Origin of the sequence: Tsukamurella strandjordii, assembly GCF_039525985.1 — a bacterium.
Classification (GTDB): Bacteria; Actinomycetota; Actinomycetes; order Mycobacteriales; family Mycobacteriaceae; genus Tsukamurella; species Tsukamurella strandjordii.
Genome location: NZ_BAAAII010000002.1, coordinates 679,725 through 702,834, shown reverse-complemented (window position 1 = coordinate 702,834; position 23,110 = coordinate 679,725). Strand labels below are relative to the sequence as shown.

Sequence of the window (23,110 nt, the reverse complement as noted above, 5' to 3'; positions counted from 1 at the left end):
GCGCCGAGTTGGACCCTTGCAGACCCACCGGTTACGGTACCTAGGACCTGTGACCAGGTATTAACTGGCTGTATAAGGGATTCAACTCAGTGAGCGTGGACCGAACCATGAGCGATGGCGTCGAACCGGAGACGGAGGCGCAGAAGCCGCGACGCAAGCGTGGTTACGTCCCCAGCAAGACCAAGGGCGGGCACCTCTACCAGCTCGACATCGTGCGCATCGTCACCTTCGCGGGCGTGATCTTCGACCACTGCGTCTCGGGCACCACGTTCCCGTTCAGCGTCGCGTCGAACGCCGTGCAGACGGTGTTCCACTACACCCGCAACGCCTTCTTCGCGCTCACCGGTTTCGTGCTGGTGTACCAGTACAAGGATCGGCAGCTCAAGCCGTTCGAGTTCTGGCGCAAGCGCTACAAGGCGGTCGGACTGCCCTTCGTGGTGTGGACCGTTTTCTACTGGCTGTACCACATGTACATCATGTGGCCGCCCTCGTTCTCCAACGTCTGGCGCACGTTCGAGACCTGGGAATCGACGAAGACCGCGTTCAAGGTGCTCGGGTACGACCTGCTCACCGGCGACGCCTGGTACCACCTCTACTTCGTCTTCGTGACGCTGCAGGTGTACCTGCTGTTCCCGTTCCTGCTGAAGTTCCTCCGCTGGACCTGGGGCTATCACAAGTACCTGCTCGCGGTGAGCCTGGCCTTCCACCTCGTGCTGCTCCAGTACATGACCGAGGTGCGCCCCGAGATCTTCAACTACGGGCTGCTGGCGAAGCTGTGGAACCACCTGCCCGCCACGTTCATCCCGTACCAGTTCTTCACGCTGCTCGGCTGTGTGGCGGCCATGCACCTGGACGGCGTCAAGAAGTTCATGTCGCGGTTCCGCGGCTGGGTGATCGTGCTCGCCGGCATCAGCATCGCCGTCTCGATCATGTACTACCTGGGTCTGGTGGACGACGGCATGTTCCCGGTGACCGCCGCGAACGTCTTCCGCCCCTTCTACGCCGCGATGTTCGTCCTGATCATCATGGCCCTGTACGCCGCGGGCACCATCTGGTCCGAGCGCCGCACCCCCGGTTCGTTCTGGGACCGGTTCCTCAAGACCGCCTCCGATCGCTCCTTCGGCATCTTCCTGGTGCACGGCTTCGCCCTGCAGGAGTTGGCGCCCACCATCCAGCGGTTCCGGTTCGAGGTGTACGCGCCGATCGTCACCGCGATCACCTTCGTCGTGACCTGCTTCCTCACCGTGGGCATCGCGGAGGTGCTGCGCCGCACCCCGGCCAGCCTGTACACGACGGGGCGCGCGATGATCCCGATGGCGCAGCAGAGTGGGCGCAATTCGCTGCTGATCGGCGGCGCCATGGTCGTGGTGGGTGCGATCGCCTTCTGGCCGCTGGACGTTCCGGCGGGCGCCTCGTCGATGATCTTCGGCGCGATCCTGCTGATCTGGCAGCCGCTGGGCCGCACCGTCTTCGCCGGGCCCGCCGGTGCCCGTCCCGCTGCGGCGGCCGAGCCGAGCAGCCCCGAGGCGAAGTAGCCCGAGACCGCAGAGCCCGAGACGACGGAACCGGGGCCGGCATCGCGCCGGCCCCGGTTCTCGTTTCCGCGTCTAGATCCGTTCGATGACGGTGGCGTTGGCCATGCCGTTGCCCTCGCACATCGTCTGCAGTCCGTACCGCCCGCCGGTGGCCTCCAGATGGTTGACCAGGGTGGTGAGCAGGCGGGTGCCGGAGGCGCCCAGCGGGTGCCCGAGCGCGATGGCGCCGCCCCGCGGGTTGAGCTTCGCGGGGTCGACGTCGAATTCGGCCGACCACGCCAGCGGGACCGAGGCGAAGGCCTCGTTGACCTCGAAGGCGTCGATGTCCGCGATGCTCAGGCCCGCGCGCTGCAAAACCTTGTGGGTGGCGGGGATCGGGCCACTCAGCATGATCTCGGGATCGGAGCCGACCACCGCGAAGCTGTGGAACCGCGCACGGGGCGTCAGGCCCAGGGCCGCCGCCTTCTCGGCGCTCATGATGAGCGCGGCCGAGGCGCCGTCGGTGAGCGGCGAGGAGTTGCCCGGCGTGATCGACCACGACGTGATCTCCGGGTAGCGCTCCGCCCACTTCTGCTCCTCGAAGGCGGGACGCAGGCCGGCGAGCCCCTCGGCGGTGGTGCTCGCGCGGACGGTCTCGTCGACGGTGTGCGTGGCACCGTCCGGCAGAGTGACGGGCACGATCTCGGCATCGAAGCCGCCGGATTCGCGGGTGGCCACGGCGCGGGCGTGCGAATCCGCCGCGTACCGGTCCAGGCTCTCGCGGTCGAGCTTCCAGCGGGCGGCCATCAGCTCGGCGCCGATGCCCTGATGCGGCAGGCTGGGGAAGCGGGTCTCGAGCGTGGCCATCGGGGCACCGCCCACCGAGGTCGAGCCCATGGGCACGCGGCTCATCGATTCGACGCCGCCCGCGATCACGATGTCGTAGGCGCCCGCGATCACGCCCTGCGCCGCGAAGTGCGCGGCCTGCTGCGACGATCCGCACTGCCGGTCGATCGTGGTGCCGGGCACCTCCACCGGCAGGCCCGCGGTGAGCGCCGCGATCCGCGCGATGTTGAGGGCCTGGTCGCCCACCTGGTGCACGCAGCCCGCGATCACGTCGTCGACCAGCGCGGGGTCGAGGTCGTTGCGCTCGACGAGCGAGCGGATCACGCCCGCCAGCAGGTCGGCCGGGTGCACTCCGTGCAGGGCGCCGCCGGGCTTGCCCTTGCCGGATGCGGTCCGGACGATGTCGACGATCACTGCTTCGGTCATGGACTTTCCTCTCGACGGGCTCGGTGCGGCCGATGCCCTGACAGAGGTGTCGGCCGCCGGGCGTCGTCACCCGTGGTGACGACGCCCCTCAACCGACTATAAGTTAGTGACCGTTCTTGGTGGGGGGAACCCCGGAACTGCCGTTACAGGTGCTGCGCGGCCGCCTCGAACAGCCAGGACATCACCAGTGCGCCGGGATCGGGAACGCCCTTGACGGTGTCACCGAGGTAGGAGGCGCGCCCCCGCGAGGCCGCGCTGTCTGCCGTGGCCGCCACGCCCTGCGCCGCAGCCTCTGCGGCCTCGGTGAGGGAACCGCCGCCGTCGAGCACATCGGCGGCGGGGGAGAGGGCGTCCACCACGGTCTTATCGCCCACCTGTGCGCCGCCCAGCTCTTGCACCGCATCGAGTCCCGCGCGCACGCCGGTCACGAATCCGGGCTTGCCGGGCGCGGCCTCCAGGGCTCGGCCGAGCTCGGTGAAGAAGGTGCCGAAGACGGCACCCGAGGTGCCGCCGGCGCGCACCAGGTACGAGGTGGCGACCGCTTCGAGGACGTCACCGTCGGTGCCGCGCAAGGGGATCGGGTAATGGCCGAGCGCGGCCTCCATGTTGGTGCCGAAGTCGCCGTCGCCGGCCTTGCGGTCCAGTTCGGTCAGCTCGTCGACGGCGCCCTGCACCCGCTCCACGAAGGCCGAGATCCAGGCGTTCGGCGCACCGTCGTCGGCGGAGTCGTCGGGCCGCGCGGTGGTGAGCTCGGGCACGGCCGACGGTGCGGTGGCCGCGTGCGGCCAGCCGGGGGCGGCGGTCGGCGCGTCCCACAGGCGGATCCGCTCGTCGTCGAGCGGCACCACGGTGATCGAGGCGCCCGCCATGTCGAGGGCGGTCACGAACCGCCCGACCAGCGAGCGGGCCACCTCGATGCCGCGGTCGGCGAGCTGCTGCACGGCCTCGCCGAACAGCACGCCCAGTTCGAGATCGGTGACGCCGCCGAGGTTGTTCACCACCACCAGGGCCCGGCCGCCGGACTGCAGGCCGGTGCCCGGCAGGATCCGGTCGAGCAGGTGCGCCACCAGCTCCTTCGCCGGCACCGCGTCGCGCTCGTCGCGGGCGCGCTCGCCGTGGATGCCCACACCCACCGCCATCTGGCCGGGGGCCAGCTCGAACGACGGCTCGGTGGCGCCGGGCACCGTGCAGGCGGAGAAGGACACGGCCATCGACCGCGCGGTCTCGGCCACACCGCGTCCCAGATCGGCGACCTCCGTCAGGGAATGTCCTTCATCCGCTGCTGCGCCGCAGAGCTTTTCGACCACGATGGTGGCGCCGGTGCCGCGGCGGCCCGGCCCCTTGGTGTCTTCGGTGGCCACATCGTCGGCCACCAGCACCACATCGGTCCGCACCGCGGGACGACCCTCGTCCTCGGCGCCCACCAGGCGTCGGGCCACGGCGAAGTTCATCACGTCGCCGGTGTAGTTCTTCACGATGTGCAGCACGCCCGCGCCGGTGTCCACCGCGCGCGTGGCCGCCGCGATCTGCACCGCGTTGGGGGAGGTGAACACCAGCCCGGGGCACGCCGCGTCGAGCATGCCCGCGCCCACGAAACCGGCGTGCATCGGCTCGTGCCCCGAGCCGCCGCCGGAGACGAGCGCCACCCCGCCGGTGCGCGGCGTGCGCCGCGCGACGAATCCCTCGGGGTGCCACGCGGCGTCGGGATGGGCGGCGAGGAGGCCCCGCAGCCCGTCGGTGAAGAGTGTCTGCGATGAATTCTCGAACTGCGCGCGTACGGTCACGGCTCCCAGAGTAGGCGTCGCAATCGGTGCGCTACTCGAAACGTGTCTTCGCGACGTCACAGACCTTCCACGTGTCGTCTTCCTTCGTGAGGTACAAGGTCCCTCTACTGACCGGTTCCGACCGAGAGAATTCGACGGCGGCAACGTCGTTGAGGACTTGGACAGACTGGACTTGGAACGGACGAGGGATGAGGCCGACTTCGGCCGACGAGTTGTCGGGGTCGTAATCGTCGTCACTTGTTACTTGGTCTGCTTCCTCGCGGCAGAGCAGCTTGAGCATCGTCGTTTGATCTCGGGTGTCGACAGCGTGAGCGAAACTGCGAGCGGTCGATGCGATCTGAGCTTCCGCGCTCGGACCGAGAAGGCTGCCCCCACGCCAGATGGCCACCGCCATGAGCGACACGGTCACGAGCGTGATGACGGCGATCCCACACAGCAGAAGGCGCCAGCGGCGGCGATTCTGCTCCGGTGTGAGGCTTGGTGGGGTCATTAGGCCTCCCACGCTTGGATCATGAGTCGGTCGAGATGAGGAAGGTACGGAGCGGCAGTATCGAAGTTTCCCTCAGATTCTAGGATTCCTTCCCCGGTTGCGGGTGCCAAGCACAGGAAGAGTGCACCGGAATACTTCGCCGTAACGAGTAGGTCTCCGGTGTTCATCGTTCGGCCGTCGTCGAGGACGACATCGTCGTCGTCTGGAATCCGTGATTCAAATCTGAGTTCGTCGTACTGCTCAGGCGGAAGTATCCCGTTCGACATCCAATCTTCGGCTGTGAACTCGGAGTGGGTGCTCTCAAAGAAGGCTCGTAGTGGTTCGAGCGCCTCAGGTAGATCCTGCTCGCCGGTCGTCGGAATTCTTCCGATCCACACAATAGGGAAGTTCGAGCTAGTTCGACCACAGATGTAGATGAGCGCAGAAATGTTTTCGTTGTCCAGAGTGAGTGTGAAAAGTCGAACGTCGTCGAGGCGGGTTTCAAGATTGTCGAAGTACTGTGGAATTGCTTGCCGGATGGCGGGCCCCCACAGATCCAGAGCGAGTTCGGTTCTGCGTCGGGGATCGTGACTCTCGTGAATCAAGACCCATTGGTCAGGCATGTTGCTATGGAGGACTTCTGAGTCGGTAGCGACTCGGGCGGTTACTGCCTCTGTCGAAAGTGCGTCTTCGATCTCTTCGATACGGTAGGGCATTCCGTCATCCATTCGCTATCACCAGCTTGTCGATTGCATCCTGCAATGCAGCTCGAACGCGATCTTCGAGTGCGACTTGAGCGCGTATCCACCCCGGATCTGGTGGCGGGTTGACGGAAGCGGCACTTCCGGATTGTTTTGATTGGTTGGGCCCAGTGGGTAGCCATTGAAAGTTGATGGGAGTGGTGGAAAGTAGATACATCTGATCAGGGGTGAGCCTCCAGAAATTGTTGAGTTGGACCAGTTCGGCTAGTGAAACGATGTGGTCGGGAGACACGGCGGGAAGACCTGATCTATTGCGACCAATAGTCTGCCCTGGGTAGGCGGGGTTCGGGTCGCCGATCTTGGGCTTCGGTTCGTTTTGGAGAATGACATTTCCGAATTCCTTCGGCTTCTTAGGTGAGGCGCCGCGAAGGGAGTCATAGATCGATCTGAGTGGCGATGTCTTCGGAACCTCGGGTTTTCCTGAGGGCTTCCGACTGATCGGTGGGGTCTGCCAGTTCGGCGGTATTGCTCTCTTACCCGCGTCAAGTTTGTCGCGGATGGCATCTGGTGCCCGTGTCTCCACCGGTGCGCCGCCGGGAACCGTCTTCGCGACCGAGGCTGTAGCTTCTGTGCATGCGATCACCCTCGATTTGAGGGCTGCTTGCTCGGTGTCGAGCTGGGCCTTCTCTGCGTTGTACGCGTTGTACTGCGCCATCTGATCGGGGAGAAGGAACTGGTGTGGCGCCGCATTGTGTGCGGCGATCCTATCGCCCAGCGACCGCATCGCCGCTTCTACGCCTGGGCAGACATCGCCCGGGCCTGCATTGGCAACCGTTGTTGGAAAGACGCTCAGCAGAACCAGGCAGAGCATTCCTGCCACCGCTGCCAGCACACGTTTCACTCGATACACGACATCCCCCAATGTCTTGACCGATGATTCTGCGGCACACTATATGCGAACGATTGCTCGGGCGCGCGGGGTCGGGTGTGTGCCCGGAGCTGCCTGGTCAGCGAGGGATGTGAAGTTCCGCGTGACCATCCTCGACAACCGCGAAGGCGGATGTGGGGAACTTGGTCAGAGTGAAGGTGGGATCGAGCAGCTGCGCCGCATCGGCGACGCCCGGCTCGTGCCCCACCACCAGCACGGTCTCCGCCTCGCCGCGCTCGGCGTCGACGATCGCGAGGATCTCCTCGCCCGACGCGCCGTACAACTCGCCCAGGTACCGCACCGGCGCGTCGACCTCGGTCTGCGCCAGCGTGGCGCGGGCGCGTTCGGCGGTCGAGCACAGCACCAGATCCACGGTGTGCCCGTAGCGGCGGATCGCCGTGCCCGCGAGCTTGGCCTGGCGCAGCCCGCGCGGCGCGAGCGGCCGGTCGTGATCCTTCACCTTGTCGGGGTAGGCGGACTTTCCGTGCCGCAGCAGGATCAGGGAGGCCATATCGGGCATCCTACGGGGTGAAGGCGTCGCGCAACCGGCCCGAACCGGGCGTCACGGGACCGTCGTCCAGGTCGAGTAGCACCACGGTGCCCGGCGCGAACCCGGGCAGCTCGGCACCCGGGTCCAGCAGCGCCGCGGCCTCGGGGAGCCCGGGGAAGTGGCCCACCACGAGCAGCACGGGCACATCGCCCGGCACGCCGTTGATCTCGTCGAGCACGGTCTGCCCGCGGCACTCGTACAGCGCCTCGGTCGCGGTCATCGGACAGTCCAGTTCCGTGGCCCGGAAGGTCTCGACGGTGCGCCGCGCGGCCGAGACGAGCGCCTGCGCCGGGACCAGCCCCTGATCGCGCAGCCAATTCGCCGAGCGGAGGGCCTGCTCGTGGCCGGTCGCGGTGATCGGGCGGGCCTCGTCGGGCACCGACATCCCGGCCTCGCCGTGTCGCATCAGCGCCAGCACCGTCATGCCCCCATCCTGCCCGATATGTGCCGGTACATTGGTGTCATGGCAGGAAAACAGCTGGACCCGGCGCGCAAGCAGGCCGCACTGGAGGTCGTGAAGCAGCACCCCGGCATGGTGGCCGCGATCGCGGCGCCGGCGGCGATCATCGTGGTGATTGGATTCGTCGTCAACCCCGCGATCGGCCTGCTGCTGCTCGTCGCGTTCGGCGTGCTCGGAGCGGTCGGCGTCTCGCGGCTGCTGCGTAAGCGCTAGGCCCGTGCGCGTCGACGCCTGGCTGTGGGCGGTGCGGCTGACCAAAACGCGGTCGGCCGCCGCCACCGCGTGCCGGGGCGGCCACGTGCGGGTCAACGGCGCCACGGCGAAACCCGCCCAACACATCGTGGTGGGAGACGAGGTGCGGCTGCGGCTCGGCGGCCGCGAACGGATCGTGGAGGTGGCCACCCTCATTCCCAAGCGGGTGGGCGCCCCCGTGGCCGCCACCTGCTACCTCGACCACAGCCCGCCCCCGCCGCCGCGGGAGATCGTGTTGTCGATGCCGCAGCGCGAGCGCGGCGCGGGCAGGCCCACGAAGCGCGAACGCCGCGAGACCGACCGCCTGCTCGGCCGATAGGCCCGATTTCTCCACCGACGTCCGAATCTGGTAGAGCTGAGAAGATCTACTGATACGGAATGTGGTGGCGCGGATGACCGAACTGGCGAGCTGGACCGAGGCGGGCCCGCACGAGGTGGCCCCCGGTCTGTACCGGATTCCGCTGCCGCTGCCCATCACGGGGCTGGTCGCCGTGAACGCCTATCTCGCCGCCGGACCCGACGGTGTGGTGCTCGTCGACCCCGGGTGGGCCACCGACGAGAACGAGCGCGCGCTGACGCAGGCGCTCGGCGAGCTCGGCTTCGGGCTCGACGACATCGCGCTCACCGTGGCCACCCACCACCACGGCGATCACTACTCGCAGGGATGCCTGTGGAGCGACACCCGCGGCACCCCGGTGCTGATCGGGCGGGGTGAGGCGCCGAGCATCCTCGACTACTCGCGGGATGCGCCGGTGCGCTTCCCCGTTCAAGTCGGGCAGCTGCGGGAGGAGGGCGCGCACGAGCTCGCCGACGGGATCGCGGGCAGCGGCGTGCCGAACGTCGAATCCAACGCCCGGATGGCCGCCCCCGACGGCTGGCTCGACCACGGTGACCGCATCGACCTCGCCGACGGCACCCTCGACGTGATCGCCACACCGGGACACACCCGCGGCCACGTGATCCTGCGGCACACCGCATCCGGCGCCCTCATCACGGGCGATCACGTGCTGCCGCGGATCACCCCGTCGATCGGTTTCGAGTGGTCGCCCGAGGAGTCCCCGCTGAGCTCGTTCCTGGCCTCGCTCGACGCCACGCTGGGCCTGGCCGACGGCGTCATGCTCCCTGCGCACGGTCCGGTGCTGCCGGGCACGCACGAGCGGGTGCGGGAGCTGATCCTGCATCACGAGGAACGGCTGGCCGAGGTGCTGGACCAGCTGGGCGACGGCCGGGACACCGCGTTCGCGATCGCCGGGGCGATGCACTGGACCCGTCGCAAGCTCGCCCTCGACGAGCTGCCGGTGGAACACCGGATGATCGCGGTCGGCGAGATCCGCGCCCACCTGGAGGTGTTGCGCGAACGCGGCGATGTCGCCGTGGTCACCGACGACGGCGTGCGCCGGTACGTGGTGGCTCGTCGATAGGCTCCATCGCGTCGCGGGTCCGCGACGCTCGCCGTACAGGAGGAACGCCCATGTCGCCGACGGTCCGCACCGCGACCCCCGCGGACGCCGCCGCGGTCGCATCGCTCGCCGCGCGCACCTTCCCGCTGGCCTGCCCGCCCGAGCTGGAGCGCGAGCACATCGACGCGTTCATCGCCGCACACCTGGGCCCGGATCGATTCGCCGAGCACCTCGCGAACGCGGATCACCGGGTGCTCGTGATCGACGGTGCGCGGGGCCCGCTCGGCTACGCCCTGGTGCTGCACGGCACGCACCCGGAGGGGCCGGAGCAGTGGCGCGAGCGGCCCTCGTCGTACCTGTCCAAGCTGTACGTCGACCCGGAGCAGCACGGCGGCGGCGCCGCGCGGGCGCTCCTCGACGCGGTCCGTGCCGATGCCGAGGCGATGAGAACGGCGGGCGTCTGGTTGAACGTGAACCGGGACAACCTGCGCGCCAAGCGGTTCTACGCCAAATCCGGATTCGTGCGCGCGGGGGAGAAGCCCTTCACCGTGGGATCGACCACCTTCGTCGACGACATGCTGGTGCTCGCGCCGGGAGCGTAGAGCCGGGTGGGCACCTCGCGCCCGCGGAGCGTGACCGCGTCGGTGAAGGCCCAGTGCTGCGATTCGGATTCGCGGGCCGCGGTGATCGCGGCCTCCGCCGCCACCGGCAGTGTGGTGTCGCGCTTGGCCACCTCGGACAGCCGGGCGGATTCGTTGACCGGATCGCCGATCACCGTGTACTCGTAGCGTTCGATCGCGCCCACGTTGCCCGCGACCACCGTCCCGAAGGAGACGCCGATGCCCGCCGTCAGGTCGGGGACCGCGGAGGGCAGCCGGGCGGCGATACCGCGCGCCGCACGCAGCGCTCCGCCGGCCGGATCGGGATGGGGGAGTGGGGCGCCGAAGACGGCGAGCACGGCATCGCCCTCGAACTTGTTGACCAGCCCGTCGTTCGCTTCCACCTCGGTGACGATCACCTCGAAGAAGCGGTTGAGCAGTTCGACCACCTCGGTGGCGGGCTTCTGCCGGGCCAGGGTGGTGGACCCGACCACGTCCACGAAGATCACGGCCACCACCTGCTCGGAACCGCCGAGCTGGACGCCCAGGCCGAGTGCCGCATCGGCCACATCGCGCCCCACGTGCCGGCCGAACAGGTCCCGGAGTCGTTCGCGCTCGGCCAGTCCCGCGGTCATGGCGTTGAAGCCGGCCTGCAGTTCGCCCATGTCGGAGCCGTCGAAGATGCGTACGGAGACGTCGGTGTGGCCGTCGCGCACCTGCCGGATGGCGTTGCCCAGCACGCGCAGTGGCGCCACCAGTGTGTCGGTGTTGAGCAACGTGAGCAGCGGTCCGGTGAGCAGTGCCACGCCGCCGAGGGCGGCGACGGCGATGAAGATGTCGAGCTTGGAGGTGTCGTCGCGGAAGGTGCCGAAGGCGGCAACCAACACGATGCCCAGGATGGGGACGCCCGAGCCGATGGCCCACGCCGTGGCCGCGCGCATGCGCAGCCGGCCGCGGCGCGGTGCACGGAACCCCGCCTCGAGCGCCTGGGCGGCCGCGGGGCGCAGCGCGAATTCGGTGATCTGATAGGAGATCGCGCAGACGACCACACCGCTGAGTCCGGTCACCAGCGCGATCTTGGGGATGAGCTCGGGGTCGATGGAGCCGTACCCGACGGTCATGACCACGGTGCCAACGGCCCACAGCGCGGCCTGCAGCGCGGTGAGCCGCCAGGGCGCGGTGAGTGCGGCCTTGGCCTGGGCGGCGGTGGGCTCTTCGCGCCGGATGGACCAACGCAGCGATTGCACGATCTTGACGGTGCCGATCGTGGCGCCGAGCACGAAGGCGATACCGATGTAGAGCGGCACCACCAGGAAGTTCATCCACCACGCGTCCCACGGGATGGGCGGCTGGGGGATGCCGACCACGGACAGCGTGATCGCCAGGCCCACCCCGATGAGGTTGGCCACGATCACGCCGACCGTGATCACCAGTTGCACGCGCAACCGCGTCAGACGCGAGCTCTCCTCGGTGGAGCCCAGGAGGATCGACCCGTAGTCGGCGCGCAGCCGCGGCAACTTCATAGACCAGAAACTACAGGTCTCCGGCCTCGAGGAGGTCGTCCAACTTGGCGTAGCCGTCGACGATGCCCACCTCCATGCCGCTGGCGAGCATGCCGTCGCGGCTCTCGAAGCTGTCGAGCAGCGAGGTGGAGCGCAGCCGGGTGCGGCCGTCGCCCAGGTCCTCGAAGGTCATGGTCTCCAGGGAGACCGACTCGGGCATCCCGTCGTAGGTGAAGGTCTGCACGATCCGGTCGGGCGTCACGTCGTGGAAGCTGCCGTGGAAGCAGAACTCCTCGCCGTCCTTCTGACCGTGGCGCACGCTGCGGTACGCGTAGCTGCCGCCGGTGCGCGCGTCCCAGTGCACGATCTCGGTATCGATGTCGGACGGGCCGACCCACTTGGTGTAGACGTCCGGATCGGTGTGTGCGCGATGCAGCTGCGCCGGGGTGGCGCGGAAGTCGCGGGTGATGGTGATCGACGGGACGGTGGTCGAGGCCTCGATGCCGGTCTCGGCGTTGGTGGTGGTCATGATGCTGCTCCTCGTTGTTCGGTAGTGGTGGTGGGGTTCTCTTCGTCGTTCATGTCGGCCAGCACGGCGTCGAGGCGCTGGTAGCGCTCCTCGGCGCGGCGCCGGTACCGCTCGATCCACCCGTTCATCAGGTCGAAGACCTCCGCTTCCAGGTGGGCGGGGCGCGCCTGTGCGCGCCGGGTCCTGCTGATCAACCGGGCGTTCTCCAGCACGGTGAGGTGCTTGGACACGGCCTGGATGCTCACGTCGTAGTGTTCGGCGATCTCCGTCAGGGTGGCGTCGCCGTCGGCGAGCCGGGCCACGATGTCGCGCCGGGTGGGGTCCGCCAGGGCGGCGAACGCCTTGGACAGGTCGTCGATGTCGTCGTTCGTGGTCCCGCCTCCTTCGTATTCAACCAATCTGTTGAATACGACGGTACGCCCGCCTCGCGCCTAATTCAACCCCTTGGTTGAAAAAGGTTCGTTGTCCGGGACGGACCCCGCGGTGCTAAGAACAACGCATGCGTGTCACCGCTTACACCGACGATGCCCTCACCGGATTCGACGCCCTCGGGGCCGCGGAGGCGGTGCGCAGCGGGGCGGTGGACCCGCGCGAACTCACCGCCGCGGCGATCGCCCGGGCCCGCGCGGTGGAGGAGCTCGGCGCGGTGGCGTACGCCGCCTACGACGATGCCGAGCAGGCGACGCCCCGCGGCGGGCTCTTCGGCGGCGTTCCCACCTTCGTCAAGGACAACGTGGACGTCGCGGGCATGCCCACCTGCTTCGGGTCGGCGGCCTTCACCCCGAAACCGGTGAAGCGCTCCTCGCCGCCCGCGAAACAGTTCCTGGCACAGGGATTCACGGCCCTCGGCAAATCCCAGATGCCCGAGTTCGGGCTCACCGCCAGCACCGAGTTCGCCGGCGGGCGGCCGCCCGCGCGCAACCCCTGGGACACCGACCGGTCCGTCGGCGGATCGTCCGGCGGCACCGCCGCGTTGGTTGCCGCGGGCGTGGTTCCGATCGGGCACGGCAACGACGGTGGCGGCAGCATCCGCATCCCGGCCGCCTGTGCCGGGCTGGTGGGGCTCAAGCCCTCCCGCGGCCGGATGGAGGATCAGCCCGGTGTGCGCCAGCTGCCCGTGAACCTGGTGACCGAGGGCGTGCTGACCCGGACGGTGCGCGATACCGCGCACTACCTCGCCGCCGCGGAGGCCTACGCCCCCGCGGCGGGCCTGCCCCCGATCGGGCTGGTGCGCGGACCGTCGGACCGGCGGCTGCGGATCGGCGTGATCACCCGCGACATCCGCGGGCGGGAGGTGCATCCCGAGGTCCTCGACGTGGTGCTCTCCGCGGCACGGGTGCTCAGCGACGCCGGGCACACCGTGGAACCGCACGCGCTGTCCATCGACGAGCGGTTCATCGACGATTTCACGCTGTACTGGTCCGCCATGGCCGGCGCCGAGGTGGGGATCTCCAAGGCCGCCAACGGCCGCGGCTTCCGGCCCGCCGAACTCGACCCGATGACCACGGGCCTGCTGGCGATGCTCAAATCGTCGGCGCTGCGGCTCGGTCCCGCGATCGCCCGGCTGCGCCGCACCTCCGAGCTGTACGCCCGCCAGCTCGACACCTACGATCTGTTGCTCAGTCCGGTGCTGGCGACCCCGGCCCCGCTGCTCGGCGAGATGTCGCCCGATCAGCCCTTCGAGGAGCTGATGGCGAAACTGGTGGACTACGTGGGCTTCACCCCGGTAAACAACATCGCCGGCGCGCCGGCGATCGCCGTCCCGCACACCCTGATGCCCTGCGGACTGCCCGGATCGGTGCAAGTGTGGGGCGCGGGCCCCGGCGACGAGGCCACCCTGCTCGACGTGGCCTATCAACTGGAGGGCCTCTCGCCCTTCCCGACTCTCGATCCGAGGACCTGACGATGCCGATGCTCCGGCGCGTGCTCGCCGCGCTGTTCGCCCTGCTGGTGGTGGCGGGCCCGCTGCCCGCGAACGCCGAACCGGCGCTTCCCGATCCGGGTGTGCTGCGGGTGGGCACCGAGGGTGTGTACCAGGTGTACAGCTACCACGATCAGGACGACAAGCTCACCGGCTACGACGTGGAGATGATCACCGCCATCGCCCAGAAGATCGGGTGGCGGGTGGAATTCGTCGAGACCCCGTGGGATTCGATGATGGCCGCGCTGGAGGCGAACCGCTTCGATCTGGTGGCCAACCAGGTGACCTACAGCGACGAACGCGCGGCCAAATACGCCCTGTCCGATCCGTACCTGCAGACCGGCGGCTCGATCCTGGTCCGCAAGGACGACACCTCCATCACCTCGCTCGCCGATCTCAAGGGCAAGACCACCGCCCAGAGCGTCACCAGCAGCTGGTCCGGCGTGGCCGAGAAGGCCGGCGCGAAGATCGAGGCGGTCAACAGTTTCACCGACGCCGTCAACGTGCTGGCCCAGGGCCGGGTGGACGCGGTGGTCAACGACACCGGCGTGGTGCGCAACTACCTCGCCGTGAACCCCGGTGCCCCGGTGAAGATCGCCGCCGAGACCCCCGACAAGTCGCAATCGGTGTTCGCCGCCCGCAAAGGGTCGGCGATCATGACCGAGGTCAACCGCGGACTCGCGGAGATCCGCGCCGACGGCACCGCCGAGCGGATCTCGCAGAAGTACTTCGGCGCGCAGGCCGAGAGCCGCGCCGCTGCGGGCGGATCGTCGAGCACCTGGGACATGGTGCGCCGCAACCTGGTCCCGCTGGCCGAGGCCACGGTCACCAAGACCATTCCGCTCACCGCGATCAGCTTCGTGATCGGGCTCGCGATCGCCCTCGGGGTGGCGCTGGCGCGGATGTCCAAGCGCCGCGCGGTGAGTGGTCTCGCCCGCGCCTACATCTCGATCATCCGCGGTACCCCGCTGCTGGTGCAGCTGGTGATCATCTTCTTCGGCCTGCCCCTCGCGGGGATCTCGATCGATCCGTTCCTCGCCGCGGTGGTGGCCTTCTCGCTCAACGTGGGCGGCTACGCCGCCGAGATCATCCGTGCCGCGATCGGCGCGGTGCCGCGCGGCCAGTGGGAGGCGGCCACCACCATCGGCATGGATTACCGCACCTCACTGCGGCGCATCATCTTGCCGCAGGCCTCCCGGGTCGCGACGCCGCCGTTGGCGAACACGCTGATCTCCCTGGTCAAGGACACCTCGCTGGCCTCGACCATCCTGGTCACCGAACTGTTCCGCACCGCGCAGATCGCCGCCGCGCCCACCTACGACTTCTTCGTCATGTACGTGGTGGCGGCCTGCTACTACTGGGTGATCTGCCAGGTGCTCAGCTTCGTCCAGTCCTCGCTGGAGACCCGATTCGAAAGGTACGTGGCGCGATGACCGACCTGATCTCGGTATCCGGCCTCACCAAGTCCTTCGGCGATGCGCAGGTGCTGCGCGGGGTCGACTTCACCGTGCCGGAGGGCACCGTGACGGTGATCATCGGACCGTCCGGTTCCGGCAAGACCACGGTGCTCCGGTCGCTCAACGCGCTCGAGATGCCCGACGGGGGCACCGTCACCGTCGGATCCGAGACCGTGGACTTCGACGCCGGCGCACCCGATAAGGCGTCCCTCGCGCGGTACCGCGCGCAGAGCGCCATGGTCTTCCAATCGCACAACCTGTTCCCGCACAAGACCGCGCTGCAGAACGTCACCGAGGGCCCCGTCGTGGTGCAGAAGCGTCCGGCCGGTGAGGCGGACGCCGAGGCCCGCGAGCTGCTCGCCCGGGTGGGCCTGGCAGACCACGCCGACAAGTACCCGCACCAGCTCTCCGGCGGGCAGCAGCAGCGCGTGGGCATCGCCCGGGCCCTGGCGCTGCGGCCGAAGGTCGTGCTGTTCGACGAGCCGACGTCCGCGCTCGACCCCGAGCTCGTGGGCGATGTGCTGTCCGTGATGCGCGATCTCGCCACCGAGGGCCGCACCATGGTGGTGGTGACCCACGAGATGGCCTTCGCGCGCGATGTGGCCGACCAGGTGCTGTTCGTCGACCGCGGCGTGGTGCTGGAATCCGGACGGCCCGCGGACGTGATCGGGGCGCCCACCCAAGAGCGCACCCGCGAATTCCTCGACCGCATCCTCAACCCGCTCTGAAAGGCGTTTCCGTCGCGGGGGCCGCGCCGCCTATCGTGGACGCATGGAGCACGCCCGTAGGCAGGTGACCACGGAGGTCGAGCTGCGCGAGCTGATCCCGCAGCCGATCGACCGGGTGCGCGACAAGGTCCGCACGGAGCTCACCGATGTGCATCGCGCCTTCCTCGCCGCATCGCGGCTGTACTTCGTGGGCACCTGCGACGCCGGCGGCAACCTCGACGTCTCACCCAAGGGCGATCCGGCGGGGTCGGTGTTGGTGCTCGACGAGCGCACCGTCGCGCTGCCGGACCGGCCGGGGAACCGGCGCGTGGACGGCCTGAAGAATCTGCTGCAGGACCCGCACATCGCGGTGGAATTCGTGGTGCCCGGGCGCGGCGACACGCTGCGGATCAACGGCACCGGGGTGGTGCTCGCGGACGCCGAGTACGCCCCGCTGATGGCGGTGCAGGGCAAGCTGCCGCTGATGATCACCGAGGTGGCGATCGACGAGGTCTTCTTCCACTGCAGCAAGGCCTTCCTGCGCTCGGAGGCCTGGGACCCGTCGAGCTGGCCCACCGAGGACGACGATCACGGGGTGCCCCGCCGCGCCGTGATCGCCAAGAAGCTGGAGCGTCCGGAGGAGCCGATGGAGGAACTCGACCGCTACTACGGGGCCGGGTACGGACGGGACCTGTACTGACATGCACCGCTTCCGACAGGTCGACGTCTTCTCCGCCGAGCCGCTGCTCGGCAACCCCGTGGCGGTGGTGCACGACGCCGACGATCTCACCGACGCGCAGATGGCGGCCTTCGCGCGCTGGACCAACCTGAGCGAGACCACCTTCCTGTTGCGCCCCACCGATTCCGGTGCCGACTACCGGTTGCGGATCTTCACCCCCGGCGGCGAGCTCCCCTTCGCCGGGCATCCCACGCTCGGCAGCGCGCACGCCTGGCTGGAGGCCGGGGGACACCCGGCCGGGGCCGGCACCGTCGTACAGGAATGTGCGGCCGGGCTCGTCCGGCTGCGCCTCGGGGACACCCTGGCCTTCGCGGCACCGCCCCTGCGGCGCAGCGGATCCGTCGATGCCGCGACGGTGGCGCGGATCGCCGCCGGCCTGCGGGTGCGGCCTGACGAGGTGCGCGCCGCCCAGTGGGTGGACAACGGCCCCGGCTGGGTGGCGGCCCTGCTGCCCGACGCCGATGCGGTGCTGGCCCTCGAACCGGACTTCGCCGCGATGGGCGACCTGAAGATCGGCGCCGTGGGCCGGTACCCGGGCGGAGCGGACTGCGCCGTGGAGGTGCGTGCCTTCTGCCCCGGCCTCGCCGTCCCCGAGGACCCGGTGACCGGCTCCCTCAACGCGGGCCTGGCGCAGTGGCTGATCGGTGCCGGCGCGCTGCCGGAGTGCTACATCGCCTCGCAGGGAACCGTTCTCGGACGCCGCGGACGGGTGCACGTGGAGCGGATCGACGGCGACATCTGGATCGGCGGCGCCACCCGCACCACGATCACCGGCGACCTCGACCTCGCCTGAGTTCAGCCGACCCTCCACAGGGGTGGCGTGTCCCTAGGGAGGCGTCAGACGATCTCGATGCCGGCGCGCAGCACGCGGCGCAGCGCGAGATCGGAGCCGAGCTCCAGCACGTCCGCGCGCAGGCCCGGGGCCAGCTCGCCGCGATCGGTGAGGCCCAGCAGCCGGGCCGGCGTGGTGGCACCGGCGCGCGCCGCATCGGCGAGGGGGACACCGGAATCGCGGACCGCGCGCACGGCGACGTCGAGCACGGAGGCGGTGCCGCCCGCGATGGCGCCGGGCGTGCCGTCGGTGGTGGTCAGGCGCGCGACCCCGCCGCCCACGGTCACATCGAGCGGACCGAGCGTGTACTGCCCGTCGGGCATCCCGGCCGCCTGCATGGCGTCGGAGATCAGGGCGATGTGGTCGGCGCCCACGGTCGCGAAGACCATGGCCACCGTGCCCGCCGCCAGGTGCACGCCGTCGCCGATCACCTCGGCCACGGCCCGGCCCTCGCCCGCCACGGCGAGCGCGGCGCCCACCGCGCCCGGATGCCGGTGATGCATCGGGTGCATGCCGTTGAACAGGTGGGTGATGCTCACCGGACCCTGCGGCGCGGTGAGCGCGGAGGCCACGGTGTCGTAATCGCCGGCGGTGTGCCCCACCGAGACCACGGCGCCGCGCTCGGACAGCAGCCGAGCCAGCTCCGCGAAGTGCGGGGTCTCGGCGGCCACCGTCATCGAGGCGATCCGGCCGTCGGCCGCGTCCAGCAGGCGGCGCAGCAGGTCCGGATCGCCGTCGATGATGTACCGCGGATCCTGTGCGCCGCACACCTCCTGCGCGAGGAAGGGGCCCTCCAGGTGCAGGCCGGCCACGGTGCCCTCGTCCACGAGCGGCGCCAGCACGGCGATCCGCTCCAGCAGCTTCTCGGGCGCGGCCGAGACGAGCGAGGCAAGCAGCGTGGTGGTCCCGCGCAGCAGGTGGTGCCGTGCGGCCGACCGTGCGCCGTCGGCATCGGAGTCCGGGAAGCCGAAGCCTCCGCCGCCGTGGCAGTGCACGTCGATCATCCCGGGCAGGTACACCAGATCCGACGGTGCGGGGAGGTCGGCGGCGGGGAAGGCCGAGGCCGGTCCGACCTCGGTGATCGTCGGGCCGGTCAGGGCCACGACACCGTCGTCGATGGTCCCGGACGGGGTCACGACGGTGCCGCGCAGCAGCTCGGTCAAGCGGTCACCTCGGCCTCGTCGTCGTCCTCGCGGCCGGGGGTCTTCAGATTCCGCCGCTTGATGATGAAACTGAACGAGAAGTAGTAGATCACGGCGTAGATCAGGCCCATCGGGATGATCCACAGCGGGTTGGTCGCCTTGCCGAAATTCAGGACGTAGTCGATGAATCCGGCCGAGAAGGTGAAACCGTGATGGATGTCGAGCCAGTTCGAGATCAGCAGGGAGCTGCCGGTGAGCAGCGCGTGGATCAGCAGCAGCGGCCAGGCGACGAAGATGAAGGAGAACTCCAGCGGCTCGGTGATGCCGGTGAGGAAGCTGGTGAGCGCGACGGAGACCATGATGCCGCCCACCGTCTTGCGGTTCTCCGGCTTGGCGCAGCGGTAGATGGCGAACGCCGCGGCGGGCAGGCCGAACATCATGATCGGGAAGAACCCGGTCATGAACGTGCCGGCGGTGGGATCGCCCTGGAGGAACCGCGAGATGTCGCCGTGCACCACTTCACCGGTCGACGTCGTGTAGTCGCCCAGCACGAACCAGACCACGGAGTTGATGATGTGGTGCAGGCCGAGCGGGAGCAGCAGCCGGTTGACCGCGCCGAAGACGCCGCCGCCCACCACCGAGTTCTCGGCCACCCAGGTGCCCAGGCCGGTGAGCGCCCAGTTGAACACCGGGTAGGCGAAGGACATGATCACGCCCACAACGATGGCGCCGGACGCGGTGAGGATCGGCACCAGGCGGCGGCCCGAGAAGAAGCCGATGTAATCGGGCAGCTTGGTGCGGTAGTACCGCTGCCACAGCACCGCCGACATGATGCCGATGACGATGCCGCCGAGCACTCCGTAGTCGACCACGGCGGGATCGCCGGCCTTGTCGACCTTGCCGGCGAGCACCACCGGCGACATGGCCTTCTCGACCGCCTGGAAGGAGAGGTACCCGACCAGCGCGGCGAGCGCGGTGGAACCGTCGGCCTTCTTGGCCCAGCCGATCGCGATGCCCACCGCGAACAGGATCGGCAGGTTCGAGATGAGGGCGTTGCCCGCGCCGCCGATCACCGCCGCGACGGTCTTCATCGAATCGAAGCGGCCCAGCATGTCGTCCTGGCCGAGGCGCAGGAGCAGTCCGGCCGCGGGGAGGACCGCGATCGGCAGCATCAGGCTGCGGCCGAGTTTCTGCAGACCGCTCAGATCGAGCCGCCGTGCTGATATACCGGATCCGGATGAGGAACTCATTTTTCGCTCCTGTCGCGTGCAGGCCCACTAGGATGACGACAGGTTATAACCAGTTGGGGCTGCGCGAGTCGCTTTCCCCACAACTCTCGATCAGGAGGCGGCGATCATGGCCACAGCGCAGGACATCGTGGACGGGCTCGGCGGTGCGGACAACATCGAAGAGGTGGAGGGCTGCATCACCCGCCTGCGGTGCGAGGTGAAGGACACCTCCAAGGTCGACCAGGCCGCCCTGAAGAAGCTCTCGCACGGCGTGATGGTCGCGGGGTCCGCGGTCCAGGTGGTGGTGGGACCGACCGCCGACGCACTCGCCGAGGACATCCAGGACCTGCTGTGACGGACGTGCTCGCCCCGGTGACCGGGCGGCTCGTCCCCCTCTCGGCCGTGCCCGACCAGGTGTTCGCGGGCCAGATGGTGGGCTCCGGCGTCGCGATCGAGCCGACCGACGGTGCCGACGGTGCCGACGTGGTGGTGGTCTCGCCGATCGCCGGAACCGTGCTCAAGCTGCATCCGCACGCGGCCATCGTGCTCGGCGCCGGTGCCGGAATCCTGGTGCACGTCGGGATCGACACCGTGAATCTGCAGGGCGAGGGATTCACTCTGCTCGCCGCCGAGAAGGCGACCGTGGCCGCCGGGGATCCGCTGATCTCGTTCTCGCCCGCACTGATCCGCGAACGCGGACTCAGTGCGATCTGCCCCGTGGTGCTCATGGATTCGAAGCCGGACACGATCGCCGCTCCGGCGGAGCGCGATGTGGCCGCCGGAGATGTGATCTTCTCGGTCTGAACCCGAAAATGCCTGCCGGGGAATCGATCTCCACGTCGACAGCGTCGAAACCGACGATGTGTGATCGACAGACGGTCCAAACCTCTCACTTCATTGAGTACAGTTGCCCGCGAAGTGTGGTGATTGGCGGTCGGGAATGATTCGTGGGACGGATTGTTTCGCGGTCCGGCGGCGGTACGGAGGATATGTGGTGAGCGGGGCGAAAGCGGTCTACGGACCGATCGGGTGCGCGTGGTGAATTGGCACCTGATCGAGCAGTTGATCACCATTCCGCTGTTCACCGGCATCATCGGTTACATCACCAACTGGACCGGCATTCTCATGCTGTTCGAGCCGAAACGTTTTTACGGCGTCAAGGTTCCCGGGGTGGCCACCCTCTATCCGTTCCTGCCCCGCCGGGTGCAGGTGATCCCGGCCATCCGGGCCGACGGCAGGGTGGGCTGGCAGGGCATCGTCCCCTCGCGCGCCGAGAAGATGGCGAGCATCGCCGTGGACAAGTCGTTGTCCAAGGTCGGAAGCATTGCGCAGTTCTACGAGGTGATGGATCCGGAGTACATCTCCGAGCAACTCACCCGCGCCGCGCTGCCCGAGATCCCGTCCATCGTCGAGGGGATCATGCGGCGCGAGAATCCGCGGCTGTGGTACTCGCTTCCCGAGGACGTGCGCCTTCTCGTGTACCGCCGGGTGGCGGCCTCGTTGCCCACCGACGTCCGAAAGATCACCTCCACCATCGGCGAGAACATCGACGATTACATCGACGCGAAACTGATGGTGATCCGCTACCTCTCGGCGAATCCGAAGGTGCTCAAGGACATCTTCTACAACGTCGGCCGCAAAGAATTGTTGTTCATGCAGAACTTCGGATTCTATTTCGGATATCCGATGGGTTTCGTTCTGGTTGGTCTACTCCATTTCTTTCCCTACTGGTGGCTGCTGCCGGTGGGCGGGATCGTGATCGGCTACGTGGTGAACTACGTGGGCCTGACGATGATCTTCGAACCGCTGCATTCGAACCGCTGGGTGCCGTGGCGCCAGGGACTGTTCCTCAAGCGCCGCCAGGAGATCGCCGAGCAGTACGCCACCGTCATGGCCGATCAGGTGGTCACCGTGGAGAACATCTGCGACGAGTTGCTCCACGGCCCTCGCTCGGACCGCACCCGCGCCACCGTCGAATCCGTGCTCCGCGATTCGGTCGACAAGGCCTCGGGCTGGGCGCGCGGCGTGGTCAAGCTCTCGGTGGGTTACGACACCTACGAGCGGGTGCCGCAGCTGGCCGGAGCGGAGGCCATCAAGGTGGCCGAGCAGACCGTGAGCGATCCCGAGTTCGCCGCCCAGCAGCAGACCAAGGTCCGCGAGTTCGTGGTCGCACGGATGAGCATCCTGCGGCCCGAGGACCTCAGTGAGCTGCTGCGCTCGGCCATCAAACAGGACGAGTGGCTGTTGTTCCTGCACGGCGCGGTGCTGGGCTCGGCGGCCGGGTTCCTCCATCTAGCGATTTTCGGAGTGTGACAGACGTGAGCGAGAAGTCCCGGTCGACCACGACCCCCGCGGCCGACGCCGAGGGGCGCGAACTGGTGGCGCGCGATGCGCAGGTCCCCGAGACCGCGGATCGGCCGGAGGAATCCGGCGGGCTGCTCGGCCTCGTGGGCCGGGCGTCGAACTCGGCGTTCAGCTTCGGCCGCGAGGTAGGCGGCTCCGCGCAGCGCCTCACCCGGCACTTCGTCTCCGAGGCCGAACATCTGGTGGACGTGGCGCGCACCGTCGAGCAGGTGCCGCACGTGGTGGTGCACGGCGAGGTGGTCGACGACGACGATCCCGACGACGAGCCCACCGGCCCGAGCCGGGACGAGCTGCGGCGCGCCGGCGACCGACTGCTCGCACGCTCGGCGGCGAAGGCGTGCACCGAGGGGCCGCACCCGGCGTACGCCCACATCCTCGAGCAGATCGCGCCCGACGAGGCCCGCATCCTGCGACTGCTGCACCGCGAGGGCCCGCAGCCCGCCGTGGACGTGCGCACCAACCGGCCCTTCGGGGTGGGCTCGGAGACCGTGGCCGCGGGCCTGTCGATGATCGCCGAGGTGGCCGGCTGCCGGCACCAGGACCACATCGCCGTGTACCTCGGCAACCTGCACCGGCTGGGCCTGATCTGGTTCTCCAAGGAGCAGGTGCAGGTGCAGCGCTACGAGCTGCTGCAGGTGCAGTCGATGGTGGTGGAGGCGATCGGCAACGCCGGACGGTACGCCAAGACCGTGCGGCGCCGGATCGAGATCACCCCGCTGGGAACCGATTTCTGCGCGAACTGCTTCAGCTTCGCCTAGC

26 protein-coding genes are annotated in these 23,110 nt (G+C 68.7%); 14 read left to right on the top strand and 12 right to left on the bottom strand.

Translation table 11 applies throughout. From position 1 onward, the window contains the following. The first annotated feature begins 107 nt into the window (after positions 1-107). Positions 108-1,535, top strand: a complete 1,428-nt coding sequence (locus tag ABD108_RS04175) for an acyltransferase (RefSeq protein ID WP_220656524.1) — start codon at positions 108-110, stop codon at positions 1,533-1,535. 72 nt (positions 1,536-1,607) lie between these two features. On the opposite strand, the gene ABD108_RS04170 is transcribed toward ABD108_RS04175, so the two are convergent. The 7 genes from ABD108_RS04170 to ABD108_RS04140 form a co-directional block, all read right to left on the bottom strand. Then, positions 1,608-2,786, bottom strand: a complete 1,179-nt coding sequence (locus tag ABD108_RS04170; protein WP_220656523.1) for a thiolase family protein — start codon at positions 2,784-2,786, stop codon at positions 1,608-1,610. Between the two features lie 143 nt (positions 2,787-2,929). Further along, positions 2,930-4,570 (bottom strand): dihydroxyacetone kinase family protein, encoded by a 1,641-nt coding sequence (locus tag ABD108_RS04165; RefSeq protein WP_220656522.1) that lies wholly within the window; start codon positions 4,568-4,570, stop codon positions 2,930-2,932. Between the two features lie 31 nt (positions 4,571-4,601). Next, positions 4,602-5,060 carry an Rv0361 family membrane protein gene (locus tag ABD108_RS04160; protein WP_220656521.1) on the bottom strand — a complete coding sequence of 153 codons (459 nt, stop codon included), beginning with the start codon at positions 5,058-5,060 and terminating at the stop codon, positions 4,602-4,604. Further along, positions 5,060-5,755: a hypothetical protein gene (locus ABD108_RS04155; RefSeq protein ID WP_220656520.1), complete on the bottom strand. Its 696-nt coding sequence runs from the start codon at positions 5,753-5,755 to the stop codon at positions 5,060-5,062. Before ABD108_RS04155 ends, ABD108_RS04160 begins: the two co-directional genes overlap by 1 nt. 4 nt (positions 5,756-5,759) lie before the next feature. Further along, the gene (locus ABD108_RS04150) at positions 5,760-6,641 is read right to left on the bottom strand and encodes a hypothetical protein (RefSeq protein ID WP_220656519.1); all 882 of its coding nucleotides are present in this window, start codon (positions 6,639-6,641) and stop codon (positions 5,760-5,762) included. 106 nt (positions 6,642-6,747) lie between these two features. Continuing rightward, complete coding sequence (locus ABD108_RS04145; protein WP_220656518.1) at positions 6,748-7,179, bottom strand: SixA phosphatase family protein; 432 nt, start codon at positions 7,177-7,179, stop codon at positions 6,748-6,750. A gap of 10 nt (positions 7,180-7,189) precedes the next feature. Continuing rightward, positions 7,190-7,642, bottom strand: a complete 453-nt coding sequence (locus tag ABD108_RS04140; RefSeq protein ID WP_220656517.1) for a SixA phosphatase family protein — start codon at positions 7,640-7,642, stop codon at positions 7,190-7,192. A 39-nt stretch (positions 7,643-7,681) separates the two neighbouring features. On the opposite strand from ABD108_RS04140, the gene ABD108_RS04135 reads away from it, so the two are divergent. From ABD108_RS04135 to ABD108_RS04120, 4 genes are all read left to right on the top strand, one after another. Next, on the top strand, positions 7,682-7,891 hold the full coding sequence (locus tag ABD108_RS04135; RefSeq protein WP_220656516.1) for a hypothetical protein: 210 nt from the start codon (positions 7,682-7,684) through the stop codon (positions 7,889-7,891). Positions 7,892-7,895: 4 nt separating this feature from the next. Then, positions 7,896-8,249, top strand: coding sequence for an RNA-binding S4 domain-containing protein (locus ABD108_RS04130; protein WP_305110118.1), 354 nt, complete (start codon positions 7,896-7,898; stop codon positions 8,247-8,249). Between the two features lie 73 nt (positions 8,250-8,322). Continuing rightward, positions 8,323-9,351: an MBL fold metallo-hydrolase gene (locus tag ABD108_RS04125; RefSeq protein WP_343929475.1), complete on the top strand. Its 1,029-nt coding sequence runs from the start codon at positions 8,323-8,325 to the stop codon at positions 9,349-9,351. Between the two features lie 50 nt (positions 9,352-9,401). Further along, positions 9,402-9,932 carry a GNAT family N-acetyltransferase gene (locus ABD108_RS04120; RefSeq protein ID WP_220656513.1) on the top strand — a complete coding sequence of 177 codons (531 nt, stop codon included), beginning with the start codon at positions 9,402-9,404 and terminating at the stop codon, positions 9,930-9,932. On the opposite strand, the gene ABD108_RS04115 is transcribed toward ABD108_RS04120, so the two are convergent. The 3 genes from ABD108_RS04115 to ABD108_RS04105 are packed head-to-tail and all read right to left on the bottom strand — an operon-like array spanning position 9,833 to position 12,358. Beyond that, positions 9,833-11,452, bottom strand: a complete 1,620-nt coding sequence (locus ABD108_RS04115) for an adenylate/guanylate cyclase domain-containing protein (protein WP_220656512.1) — start codon at positions 11,450-11,452, stop codon at positions 9,833-9,835. The two genes, ABD108_RS04120 and ABD108_RS04115, sit on opposite strands and share 100 nt — an antisense overlap. Positions 11,453-11,462: 10 nt before the next feature. Beyond that, positions 11,463-11,960, bottom strand: coding sequence for an SRPBCC family protein (locus ABD108_RS04110; protein ID WP_220656511.1), 498 nt, complete (start codon positions 11,958-11,960; stop codon positions 11,463-11,465). Next, the gene (locus tag ABD108_RS04105) at positions 11,957-12,358 is read right to left on the bottom strand and encodes an ArsR/SmtB family transcription factor (RefSeq protein ID WP_255585509.1); all 402 of its coding nucleotides are present in this window, start codon (positions 12,356-12,358) and stop codon (positions 11,957-11,959) included. Before ABD108_RS04105 ends, ABD108_RS04110 begins: the two co-directional genes overlap by 4 nt. A gap of 101 nt (positions 12,359-12,459) precedes the next feature. Here ABD108_RS04105 and ABD108_RS04100 point away from each other — a divergent pair, with 101 nt between their 5' ends. From ABD108_RS04100 to ABD108_RS04080, 5 genes are read left to right on the top strand one after another with little or no spacing between them, the layout of a single operon-like run. Beyond that, complete coding sequence (locus ABD108_RS04100; RefSeq protein WP_220656510.1) at positions 12,460-13,863, top strand: amidase; 1,404 nt, start codon at positions 12,460-12,462, stop codon at positions 13,861-13,863. A 2-nt stretch (positions 13,864-13,865) separates the two neighbouring features. Continuing rightward, on the top strand, positions 13,866-15,314 hold the full coding sequence (locus tag ABD108_RS04095; protein WP_220656509.1) for an ABC transporter substrate-binding protein/permease: 1,449 nt from the start codon (positions 13,866-13,868) through the stop codon (positions 15,312-15,314). Further along, positions 15,311-16,066: an amino acid ABC transporter ATP-binding protein gene (locus tag ABD108_RS04090; RefSeq protein WP_220656508.1), complete on the top strand. Its 756-nt coding sequence runs from the start codon at positions 15,311-15,313 to the stop codon at positions 16,064-16,066. Before ABD108_RS04095 ends, ABD108_RS04090 begins: the two co-directional genes overlap by 4 nt. Positions 16,067-16,109: 43 nt before the next feature. Beyond that, positions 16,110-16,745: an MSMEG_1061 family FMN-dependent PPOX-type flavoprotein gene (locus ABD108_RS04085; protein ID WP_305110111.1), complete on the top strand. Its 636-nt coding sequence runs from the start codon at positions 16,110-16,112 to the stop codon at positions 16,743-16,745. Between the two features lies 1 nt (position 16,746). Next, positions 16,747-17,577: a PhzF family phenazine biosynthesis protein gene (locus ABD108_RS04080; RefSeq protein ID WP_343929473.1), complete on the top strand. Its 831-nt coding sequence runs from the start codon at positions 16,747-16,749 to the stop codon at positions 17,575-17,577. A 44-nt stretch (positions 17,578-17,621) separates the two neighbouring features. On the opposite strand, the gene ABD108_RS04075 is transcribed toward ABD108_RS04080, so the two are convergent. Together ABD108_RS04075 and ABD108_RS04070 are read right to left on the bottom strand one after the other, a co-directional pair. Further along, positions 17,622-18,770 (bottom strand): N-acetylglucosamine-6-phosphate deacetylase, encoded by a 1,149-nt coding sequence (locus ABD108_RS04075; RefSeq protein WP_425579766.1) that lies wholly within the window; start codon positions 18,768-18,770, stop codon positions 17,622-17,624. A gap of 5 nt (positions 18,771-18,775) precedes the next feature. After that, complete coding sequence (locus ABD108_RS04070) at positions 18,776-20,008, bottom strand: PTS transporter subunit EIIC (protein WP_343929469.1); 1,233 nt, start codon at positions 20,006-20,008, stop codon at positions 18,776-18,778. Between the two features lie 106 nt (positions 20,009-20,114). Here ABD108_RS04070 and ABD108_RS04065 point away from each other — a divergent pair, with 106 nt between their 5' ends. The 4 genes from ABD108_RS04065 to ABD108_RS04050 all read left to right on the top strand — a co-directional run bounded on the left by ABD108_RS04065 (position 20,115) and on the right by ABD108_RS04050 (position 23,109). Continuing rightward, positions 20,115-20,342 carry a PTS sugar transporter subunit IIB gene (locus ABD108_RS04065; RefSeq protein WP_304941241.1) on the top strand — a complete coding sequence of 76 codons (228 nt, stop codon included), beginning with the start codon at positions 20,115-20,117 and terminating at the stop codon, positions 20,340-20,342. Continuing rightward, positions 20,339-20,791, top strand: a complete 453-nt coding sequence (locus tag ABD108_RS04060; protein ID WP_343929467.1) for a PTS sugar transporter subunit IIA — start codon at positions 20,339-20,341, stop codon at positions 20,789-20,791. Before ABD108_RS04065 ends, ABD108_RS04060 begins: the two co-directional genes overlap by 4 nt. A 234-nt stretch (positions 20,792-21,025) precedes the next feature. After that, on the top strand, positions 21,026-22,300 hold the full coding sequence (locus tag ABD108_RS04055; protein WP_220656503.1) for a DUF445 domain-containing protein: 1,275 nt from the start codon (positions 21,026-21,028) through the stop codon (positions 22,298-22,300). Between the two features lie 5 nt (positions 22,301-22,305). Then, positions 22,306-23,109 carry an Abi-alpha family protein gene (locus ABD108_RS04050; protein WP_343929465.1) on the top strand — a complete coding sequence of 268 codons (804 nt, stop codon included), beginning with the start codon at positions 22,306-22,308 and terminating at the stop codon, positions 23,107-23,109. Position 23,110: the final 1 nt, after the last annotated feature.

Coding starts and splice junctions, on each gene's coding strand:
- ABD108_RS04175 (WP_220656524.1), top strand. CDS start 108: ATGAGCGATGGCGTCGAACCGGAGACGGAGGCGCAGAAGCCGCGACGC.
- ABD108_RS04080 (WP_343929473.1), top strand. CDS start 16,747: ATGCACCGCTTCCGACAGGTCGACGTCTTCTCCGCCGAGCCGCTGCTC.
- ABD108_RS04120 (WP_220656513.1), top strand. CDS start 9,402: ATGTCGCCGACGGTCCGCACCGCGACCCCCGCGGACGCCGCCGCGGTC.
- ABD108_RS04090 (WP_220656508.1), top strand. CDS start 15,311: ATGACCGACCTGATCTCGGTATCCGGCCTCACCAAGTCCTTCGGCGAT.
- ABD108_RS04100 (WP_220656510.1), top strand. CDS start 12,460: ATGCGTGTCACCGCTTACACCGACGATGCCCTCACCGGATTCGACGCC.
- ABD108_RS04155 (WP_220656520.1), bottom strand. CDS start 5,755: ATGCCCTACCGTATCGAAGAGATCGAAGACGCACTTTCGACAGAGGCA.
- ABD108_RS04085 (WP_305110111.1), top strand. CDS start 16,110: ATGGAGCACGCCCGTAGGCAGGTGACCACGGAGGTCGAGCTGCGCGAG.
- ABD108_RS04170 (WP_220656523.1), bottom strand. CDS start 2,786: ATGACCGAAGCAGTGATCGTCGACATCGTCCGGACCGCATCCGGCAAG.
- ABD108_RS04065 (WP_304941241.1), top strand. CDS start 20,115: ATGGCCACAGCGCAGGACATCGTGGACGGGCTCGGCGGTGCGGACAAC.
- ABD108_RS04095 (WP_220656509.1), top strand. CDS start 13,866: ATGCCGATGCTCCGGCGCGTGCTCGCCGCGCTGTTCGCCCTGCTGGTG.
- ABD108_RS04115 (WP_220656512.1), bottom strand. CDS start 11,452: ATGAAGTTGCCGCGGCTGCGCGCCGACTACGGGTCGATCCTCCTGGGC.
- ABD108_RS04140 (WP_220656517.1), bottom strand. CDS start 7,642: ATGACGGTGCTGGCGCTGATGCGACACGGCGAGGCCGGGATGTCGGTG.
- ABD108_RS04135 (WP_220656516.1), top strand. CDS start 7,682: ATGGCAGGAAAACAGCTGGACCCGGCGCGCAAGCAGGCCGCACTGGAG.
- ABD108_RS04070 (WP_343929469.1), bottom strand. CDS start 20,008: ATGAGTTCCTCATCCGGATCCGGTATATCAGCACGGCGGCTCGATCTG.
- ABD108_RS04125 (WP_343929475.1), top strand. CDS start 8,323: ATGACCGAACTGGCGAGCTGGACCGAGGCGGGCCCGCACGAGGTGGCC.
- ABD108_RS04160 (WP_220656521.1), bottom strand. CDS start 5,060: ATGACCCCACCAAGCCTCACACCGGAGCAGAATCGCCGCCGCTGGCGC.
- ABD108_RS04145 (WP_220656518.1), bottom strand. CDS start 7,179: ATGGCCTCCCTGATCCTGCTGCGGCACGGAAAGTCCGCCTACCCCGAC.
- ABD108_RS04110 (WP_220656511.1), bottom strand. CDS start 11,960: ATGACCACCACCAACGCCGAGACCGGCATCGAGGCCTCGACCACCGTC.